Here is an 8,641-nt window from a genome sequence, read left to right on the forward strand (position 1 = left end):
CTTCGTTCGTGACATGGTGGTCGCGATCGAAAACAAGGAACACACCCGGCTTGGCACGCGTCTGAACTACGAAGAAACCGGCATGTCTTCGCTGTTCCGCCAGTCAGGCCGCAAGATCAAACGGTTGGATCCTGAAGCCGACGGTCCGTTCAAGGAAAAGCTGATCGAGATCCACGACGGCTGGGGGGACCCGCAGACGTGGCGCGTGATCAAAACCCATGCGGTTCCGATCACCAACGGTTACTTCCTGAACGCAATCGACATGCGGCGCACCCCGGAAGGTGCTCAGGCTCAGCCGGAAGACAAGCAGATTCTCATCAAGCTGTTCGGGCGTACGTTGTTCATGTCGCTGGTAATCACCGGGGCCTGCATCCTGCTGGCCTATCCGGTCAGCTACCTGCTGGCGACCCTGCCAATGCGCGTGTCGAACCTGCTGATGATTCTGGTTTTGCTGCCCTTCTGGACGTCGCTTCTGGTGCGGACATCCGCATGGAAGGTCATGCTGCAGCAGCAGGGCGTTATAAACGACACCCTCGTCTGGCTCGGGCTGGTCGCAGATGACGCCCGGCTGATCATCATCAACAACCAGATCGGCACGATCATTGCCATGACGCATATCCTGCTGCCGTTCATGATCCTGCCGATGTATTCGGTGATGCAGACGATTCCGCCATCCTACACCCGCGCGGCCAAATCCATGGGCGCGACGAACTGGACCACGTTCTGGCGGATCTACTTCCCGCAATCCATCCCGGGCATCGGAGCGGGATCGATCCTCGTGTTCATTCTGGCAATCGGCTACTACATCACGCCCGAAATCGTGGGCGGCACCAAGGGTGTCTTCATCTCGAACCGGATTGCCTATCACATATCGTCGTCGTTGAACTGGGGCCTGGCTGCAGCATTGGGGACGATCCTGCTGGCAGTGGTTCTGATCCTCTACTGGGTCTACGACAAGATCGTGGGCATCGATAACGTGAAGCTGGGGTAACCGACATGGCCGCACTGACACCAATTTCGCGCAAGCCCCTATCCATGGTCCTTCCCAGCGTCGCACTGGCCGGCGCGTTTGCCGGCATGTTTGTCGGCGCCGGAAACGGCTCGGTCCCCCTGGGAATGATCGGCGGCGCGGCGCTGACGGCCCTTTTGGCCTGGATCTACATCTCGGTCCTCAAGAACGAGAGGCTTGCCTACTGGATCAACATCATCGGTTTCGCGTCCGTCGGCTTCGCGGTTTCCGGGCCGATGGGCGGTGTGCTCGGCTTCTTGGGCGGCTGGTTTTTCGCATGGTTCACATTCTGGCTGTACGAGGGCCGATACCGCCGCAAGCTGCTGCCTTATCTGACGGCGCAGCAGGTGTTCTATCACTACCTGTTCCGGGTGATCTGCGGCGCAATCTTCGTCTTCTTGATCACGCCGATTCTGGTGGTTCTTCCGCTGTCGTTCAACGCGCAGGACTTCTTTACCTTTACACCCGAGATGCTGCGGCTGGACCCCGAAGGGTATTCGCTGAAGCATTACCAGGATTTCTTCACCAACAACGAATGGCAGCGCAGCTTCAAGAACTCGCTGATCATCGCGCCCATCGCCACGATCATATCGGTAACGCTGGGAACGCTGGCGGCCATCGGTCTCAGCCAGTCGCATGTGCCGGGGCGGCGCGCCATCATGGGGATCCTGATTTCTCCGATGATCGTGCCGCTGATCATCTCGGCGACGGGCATGTTCTTCTTCTACAGCGACATCGGCCGCTTCCTTGAAGGCACTTTGGGCATGAACAAGACCTTTGTGGGCTACCTTAAGGTGATCCTGGCCCACGCCGTTCTGGGCATTCCCTTCGTCATCATCACCGTGACCGCCACGCTGGTCGGGTTTGACCGTTCGCTGACGCGGGCTGCTGCGAATATGGGTGCGGGTCCGGTGCGGACCTTCTTCAAGATTCAGATGCCCCTGATCCTGCCGGGCGTGATCTCGGGCGGGCTGTTCGCCTTCATCACCTCGTTCGACGAGGTGGTCGTGGTGCTTTTCGTCGGATCGGCCAGCCAAAAGACGCTGCCGTGGCAGATGTTCACCGGCCTGCGCGAGCAGATCAGCCCGACCATCCTGGCCGTGGCCACGATTCTCGTCGTCATCTCGATCGCCCTGCTGACCACGGTCGAGCTGCTGCGGCGGCGGTCGGAACGTCTGCGCGGGCTGACGCCGGCTTGACCGGCGGCGTGGCCTGATCTAACGATTTCTCTGTTCGCCCCCTGCTGCGATGGCGTCGCAGCGCCCAAGGGGGTGATCGGCTCTCGGACCCCGAGACCGCCTGTCCTGTACGCCGGGACATGTGGCCGGGCTTTGCACGTCCGGCAAAGAAACGAGAGAGCACATGACAGACCTTTCAAATCGCCCCGAATTCTTCACCTGCCACAACGGCGACAAGGCGCCCCTGCCCTTCAGCCGCGCCGAGTACGACCGCCGGTTGGCCAAACTGCGCGCCATCATGGCGCAGCGGGACATCCCGGTCGTTCTGCTGACCTCGATGCAGAACATCGCTTACTACTCGGGCTTTCTGTACTGCGCCTTCGGCCGGCCCTATGGCTGCGTGGTGACGCAGGACAGCTGCACCACCGTGTCAGCGAATATCGACGCGGGCCAGCCCTGGCGTCGGTCGGTCGAAGACAACGTAATCTACACCGACTGGAAGCGCGACAACTACTGGCGCGCCGTAGCCAGCCTGATCGGGACTGCCCGCCGGATCGGCATCGAAAGCGACCACATGACGCTGGCCGCGCGCGACACGGCCCTGTCCATGCTGAACCAGCCCGAGCTTGTGGACATCGCCCCCGACACGATGGCCGCGCGGATGGTGAAATCGGCCGAAGAGATCGAGTTGATCAAAGGCGGCGCACGTACGGCGGACGTGGGCGGCGCGGCCATCCATGCCGCGATTCGTGAAGGCGCCACCGAGATCGAGATCGCCATGGCCGGCCGCGATGCGATGGAGATCGAGATCGCCCGCGCCTATCCCGACGCCGAGTACCGCGACACCTGGGTCTGGTTCCAGTCGGGCCTGAACACCGACGGCGCACACAACCCGGTCACCAAGCGGGCCTTGCAGAATGGCGATATCCTGTCACTCAACACATTCCCGATGATCTCGGGCTATTACACCGCGCTGGAACGCACCCTGTTCTTGGGCGAGGCCGACGCCGACAGCCTGCGCCTGTGGCAGGCCAATGTAGCCGCGCACGAGCTGGGGTTGAGCCTGATCAAACCCGGCGCGACCTGTTCCGGCATCACAGCCGAGATCAACCGGTTCTTCGCCGATCAGGGCCTGCTGCAATACCGCTCGTTCGGATATGGGCACTCCTTCGGCATCCTCAGCCACTACTACGGTCGTGAAGCGGGCCTGGAACTGCGCGAAGACATCGACACGGTGCTCGAGCCGGGCATGGTCGTGTCCATCGAGCCGATGCTGTGGATTCCCGAAGGCCAGCCCGGCGCGGGCGGCTATCGCGAGCACGACATTCTGGTCGTAGGCGAGGATGGGGCCGAGAATATCACCGGCTTTCCGTACGGACCGGAACACAACATCATCAATACGTGATGCAAAGGGGGCGAGGCATCAGCCTTGCCCCTGTTTCCGCCTGAAAGGGGTGTCAGGCCAGGAGGGCGTGGATTTTGTCCAGCGTCGCGACGCTGACACCAACCCCGTCCTGGCTGGCCTGCAGGCGCTTGGCGCGCCGACCATCGCCGGGCAGACGCGCTCCTTCCTGATACCGGATCGCCTCGGCCAGTTCCGCGATATTGGCAGCAAACCCCGACCCGGCCGTAGCGCCGGGGTCGATGGCAATGAAGAACTGACCGGTCTTTGGCGGGCCGCCCACAGTTCCGGAAAAGGGTGAAGCATGGATGCCCAAAGTGGCCCCGGTCAAGGCGGCGGCCATTACCTCGGTCAGAAGTGCGACGCCCACGCCCTTGTAGCCGCCCGAAGGCGCCATCGAGCCCTTGAGGCCCACGGCGGGGTCAGTTGTCGGGTTGCCATCAGGGTCCAGCGCCCAACCGACCGGAATCGGCTTTCCCTCGCGGGCGTGCTTCATGACCTCGCTTTTTGCGATCGTGCTGGCGCTTTGGTCGATCAAGACAGCAGGCTGCCCATCAGCACCCGGAACGGCCAGCGAAAACGGGTTTGTGCCCACGACGGGCCGTGAACCACCCGACGGTGCAATGGATGCAGGTGCATTGGTGAACCCCAGGCCAACAAGGCCCGCCTGAGCCAAGCGATAGGTGTGATACCCCAGCACACCACAGTTGTAACTGTTGCGGATGGCCAGCGCAGCTATCCCCTGCTCGCGTGCGGCCGGGATCAACGCATCGAACCCCAAGTCGATCGCCGGGTGAGCGAAACCGGTGGCCGCATCAACCACCACCACGCCCGGTTTTGGGGCGGACATCACCGGCTGTGCTCGCCCGTCCACCTTGCCGCATTGTACATGCTCGCAATAGATCGGGATGTAGGCCAGCCCGTGACTGGCCACCCCATCCGCCTCGGTCGCGGCGGTCGCAACCGCCAACGGCCGGGCATTGTCCTCGGACGTGCCGGCCGCCATCAGAGCGCGCAGCGACAGATCCTCGATTTCGGCAAGGGACAACGTTCGGGTTTCTGGCATCTCGGCCTCCTCAGTCATTATCGGACAAACCAGCACCGGCGCCCAAACGGCGAGACTCCTCAGTTGCGGGGGCATAGGTGCGTTGAGCCAGAGTGTTCAAAAAAGCCAGAGCCGCAGGCGCCGGCAGGGCGCGCGTCTGCGTGGCGCGCAGTTTTTCAGGTGTACCGCCGATCGTTACGATGACCTTTGTGGCGCTTTCCGGCCAAAGATCCGGAGCGTCCACGACCTCCCCATCCGTCGTGGCGCTGAGTTCATCACAGACGACGGTCACATTGGTCTGCAATCGGCGTGCAGCGTTGCCCGCGAACGGCACGAGAAACAGTGGAACCGCCACGTCATACAGAAAGATCGGCCCGCGGCCCAGATGTTCCGAACAATCTGACAGCAGCATCCCCGCCCCCAACGGGCACATCTGCCCATGCGCCCGCCAATTCACCCCGAGGTCCCGCGGCGTGTGCGCATCAAACCGAAGGGCAAATTCCTGGCGCAGGACCGCTGACAAGGCGGCTGCACCGTCAAAACCTTGCAGACACAGCCAGCGGGTCGCCTTGGCGGCGTCCTCGGCCGGCCCCCAGTGATGACCCGCCCCACGTGCCGCGCGTTTTGCCAGTCCTTCGACCTCGTTCAGCGACAGGTTCATTCCGGCACCTCCGGATAAACCCAGAAATCGGCATTTTCGGGCGAAAGATCCTCGGGGTACGGCGCGCCTGAATACATGCAGATTCGGACCCAACGGTCCGAGCGGGGATCGAAATGCGTCGCGCCGAAAAAGGACAGTTTGGCGCGGAGCATGTCGATCGGCAGAACTGATGCACCAATCGTGTTGTCTCGGATCTCGCTGTAGGGGGCCTTGCGGCTGATCTGCGCCCGGCGGATCGTGTGGCGATGTTCAGGATGGCGCAGAAGAAATTCCGCGGTGGTCGCGGCGGTGTCCCAATCGGCCATTGCCGAATATGCCGCTGCCGCATCCCGTGCCGGGGCAAGCGGTTGTTCGTACTCGGCTACCGGCTCATCAAAGCGCTCACCCAGTCTGGGTTCCAGCTTTTCTTCCGATACATACCAGACCCTTGCGCAGGCTTCGCGGGCGCCCCAGTCCAGATCCAGCGCCCAACCGAAACCGTCGCGGATCGCTTGCCGCACATCGGCCAGCGGCATGGCGCCGTCAATCTCGTACATATGCGGGCTTGAATCCGCCATGCATCCTGACAAACCGTCCACCAGGTCTGAATAGGGTTCGAGGATCAGGGAAAGAAGCAACTCCTGCCCCTCCTCGCTCAGCACAGTTTCCGACCACTCCACCAGACGGTTCCACGGTCTTCGGCCCGTAAGATCGTAGTGGCGGAGAAAGTCCGCGATCACCCCGAGGTCTGATTTCAGAGCAGACAGTTTCCGATCTTGTATCGGATGTTCCGAATGCCATTGGCCAATCGACACCAGGCAGCGATCAAACACCGACCGGAATACACTGATTTCTTCTTGGGTCGCGGTTTGCACGGATCGAACCCGGGCGATTGCCTCCTCGCGCGCCATGATCCAGTTGTTCAGCAGGACCGGATGATTGATCAGGAAGGGCGCCATGCCCAGTCCAGTGGAATTCCCGATGCCAAGGCGGCGCGCGATATCAGGGGCCATCTTGACGGCCTTGCTTCCCCCTTTTGCACGCGCCTTGTGTTCGACCAGGTCCCGCACGAAGGCGCGTGTGAGGAAGACCGACAGCATCTCGGCCTGAAACGGCCCCTCGGTTTCCGTGCGGTTTGCAAGGTTTTCCCGGTCCGCGGCCCCAAATTTTCCCGATCCGTAAACAGCCGTGGTTCGCATCAGGTATCCAACCTCTTGGATCTGCTTCAGATCCGGCTGTCGACCGTCGGCTAGGGCTTCGACGACATGCGTCCACAATCGGACCGAGCGATTGGCCCGGGATAGCGACAGTTCAGTTTCGCTGATCCGGCCGGCCTCCTGCAGCGGAACATTGCGGGAAAGCCGGTCAAGGTCGGCTTCGGAAGGGATTCCGTCAAATAGGGTGAAGGTCGCGTCCCAGGCATCCGCGATCACCCGGTCCGACCGTTTTTCTGGTGGAAGATCATGGGCGAAGGCCACCAGAGAATACGCCCGCTCGGGTCCCTGTGCGACATAGACGGCCCGTCCGACACCCGCCTCGTCAATCTCGAACACCGGCGTGGAAAACCGCCAGTTGTCGCGTGCCAGGCGGCGGGTCAGAACGCGCATGAAGCTGAGCCTGCACTGGTGCAAAGACCCGAGCCTGCTGAGCCGCATAACGGTTGCCGGATCCCGGCGCGCGATATGCGGCCCCGGTCCGGTCAATTCTGGACCGGTCCGAAGTTATCCGCAAAGAAGCGGTACCAGTTCTGCCCCATGATCCCGGCGACTTCGGTCGAGGTCATCCCAACCGCGAGAAGGCCGGCCTCGATCTTGTCAAAGTCACGATTGTCCCGGAACCATTTTGGCATCGGCGGAAAACCCGGGTTCGCAGACGATCCTTCGCCGTAATCGATTTCCTTGGTCCAGCGACCCACACGCATCCACTCGACAACGCTGTCGGGTTGGTCCTGGCACAGGTCGGTTCCGATCCCGAGATGTTGTGTTCCGTATTTTTCGGCCGTTCGGGCAATCATGGTGCAAAAGCTTTCCAGCGTACAGTCGGACTTGTCCTTCAGGTGATGAGGGTAGACCGAAAACCCGAGCATCCCACCTCTTTCCGTCACGGCGCGGATGATGGGGTCACGCTTGTTGCGCAGGGCGGGCGCCCAGTCATGCGGATTGGCGTGGGTGATGGCGATCGGACGCGCGGAAAGGTCGGCTGCCTCAATCGTGGAGCGGTCGGCCGAATGGCTCATGTCGATGACCAATCCCACGCGGTTCATCTCCTTGATCACCTGCCGCCCCATCCGGGTGATACCGGTGTCTTCAGCCTCGTAGCAGCCGGTCGCTAGCAGGGATTGGTTGTTGTAGGTCAACTGCATGAACCGGGCACCGAGATCGTACAGTATTTCAATCAGCCCAATGTCATCTTCCATGGGTGATGGGTTCTGGAAACCAAAGAAAACGGCCGTACGCCCAGTGTCACGCGCGGAGTCGATGTCGCTGGCCGATCGTCCCTTCATGATCAGGTCCGGGAACAACTCGAACCAGCGGTTCCATTTCTCGAGGTTCTGAACCGTTTCACGAAAATTCTCGTGGTAGGCGACGGTGACGTGAATGGCATCCACGCCCCCTTCCCGCAATTGCCGGAAGATCTTTTCCGACCAATTGGCATATTGCAGGCCGTCAATCCGCATCAGATCGGGGTCCCGGCGCTGATATAGGCGGTTTTGACAGTGGTGTAGAACTCGGCGGCCGCTTTGCCTTGTTCGCGCGGTCCATACGAACTGTCGCCCCGGCCACCGAAAGGAACGTGATAATCAGTACCTGCGGTGGGCAAATTGACGGTCACGACACCGGTTCTTGCATGACGCCGGAAATGCGTCGCGCGCGCAAGATTCTGGGTCACGATGCCCGATGTCAGGCCGAAATTCGTGTCATTCACGATCGCCAAAGCCTCATCATAGCTGTCGACCTTGAGCACGCTGGTCAGCGGGGCGAACATCTCTTCCCGGTTGATCCGCATGGAGTTGTTCGTGTTCACGAACACGCCGGGCGACATGTAATACCCGTCATGCTGCAGCTCCAGCCGATGCCCGCCGCACGCCAGCTCGGCGCCTTCGGATTGGCCAAGTTCGACATAGGCCAGGTTTTCTTGCAGTTGCTGCTCGCTGACGACGGGTCCCATCTGCGTGCCTTCCTCCAGGGCATGCCCGACTTTCAGTGCCCTGGCGCCGGCGACAAGCTTCTCGACAAAGGCGTCGTGGATCGCGGCGTGGACCACCAACCGCGAAGAGGCGGTGCATTTCTGCCCGGTGCCGCCAAAAGCTCCGCCCAGCGCAAGTGACACCGCCAGATCCAGATCCGCGTCATCCATCACGGCCAAC

The 8,641-nt window shown here is 61.5% G+C and carries 8 protein-coding genes; 3 read left to right on the forward strand and 5 right to left on the reverse strand.

Annotated elements, in window-relative coordinates; all coding sequences use genetic code 11:
• The 3 genes from AC2FM5_RS18505 to AC2FM5_RS18515 form a co-directional block, all read left to right on the forward strand.
• Nucleotides 1-991: ABC transporter permease (locus tag AC2FM5_RS18505; RefSeq protein WP_496737343.1), on the forward strand; the 991-nt coding region annotated here is incomplete at its 5' end.
• 5 nt (nucleotides 992-996) lie between these two features.
• A complete protein-coding gene (locus tag AC2FM5_RS18510; protein WP_170338070.1) occupies nucleotides 997-2,208 on the forward strand; it encodes an ABC transporter permease in 1,212 nt (403 codons plus the stop codon).
• Between the two features lie 163 nt (nucleotides 2,209-2,371).
• Entirely contained in the window at nucleotides 2,372-3,592 is a 1,221-nt protein-coding gene (locus AC2FM5_RS18515) for an aminopeptidase P family protein (RefSeq protein WP_496737346.1), read from the forward strand.
• 52 nt (nucleotides 3,593-3,644) lie between these two features.
• Here the strand turns inward: AC2FM5_RS18515 and AC2FM5_RS18520 are convergent, their stop codons facing one another.
• The 5 genes from AC2FM5_RS18520 to AC2FM5_RS18540 all read right to left on the reverse strand — a co-directional run.
• Nucleotides 3,645-4,655, reverse strand: a complete 1,011-nt coding sequence (locus AC2FM5_RS18520; protein ID WP_496737348.1) for an Ldh family oxidoreductase — start codon at nucleotides 4,653-4,655, stop codon at nucleotides 3,645-3,647.
• A 10-nt stretch (nucleotides 4,656-4,665) separates the two neighbouring features.
• Nucleotides 4,666-5,295, reverse strand: coding sequence for a DUF3726 domain-containing protein (locus AC2FM5_RS18525; RefSeq protein WP_496737350.1), 630 nt, complete (start codon nucleotides 5,293-5,295; stop codon nucleotides 4,666-4,668).
• Nucleotides 5,292-6,929, reverse strand: coding sequence for a hypothetical protein (locus AC2FM5_RS18530; protein ID WP_496737358.1), 1,638 nt, complete (start codon nucleotides 6,927-6,929; stop codon nucleotides 5,292-5,294). The genes AC2FM5_RS18525 and AC2FM5_RS18530 overlap by 4 nt, the downstream gene beginning before the upstream one ends.
• Before the next feature lie 44 nt (nucleotides 6,930-6,973).
• Entirely contained in the window at nucleotides 6,974-7,951 is a 978-nt protein-coding gene (locus AC2FM5_RS18535; RefSeq protein WP_496737352.1) for a membrane dipeptidase, read from the reverse strand.
• Nucleotides 7,951-8,641: aldehyde dehydrogenase family protein (locus AC2FM5_RS18540; protein WP_496737355.1), on the reverse strand; the 691-nt coding region annotated here is incomplete at its 5' end. The genes AC2FM5_RS18540 and AC2FM5_RS18535, both read right to left, overlap by 1 nt.

Source organism: Ruegeria sp. BHSA162, assembly GCF_059613385.1.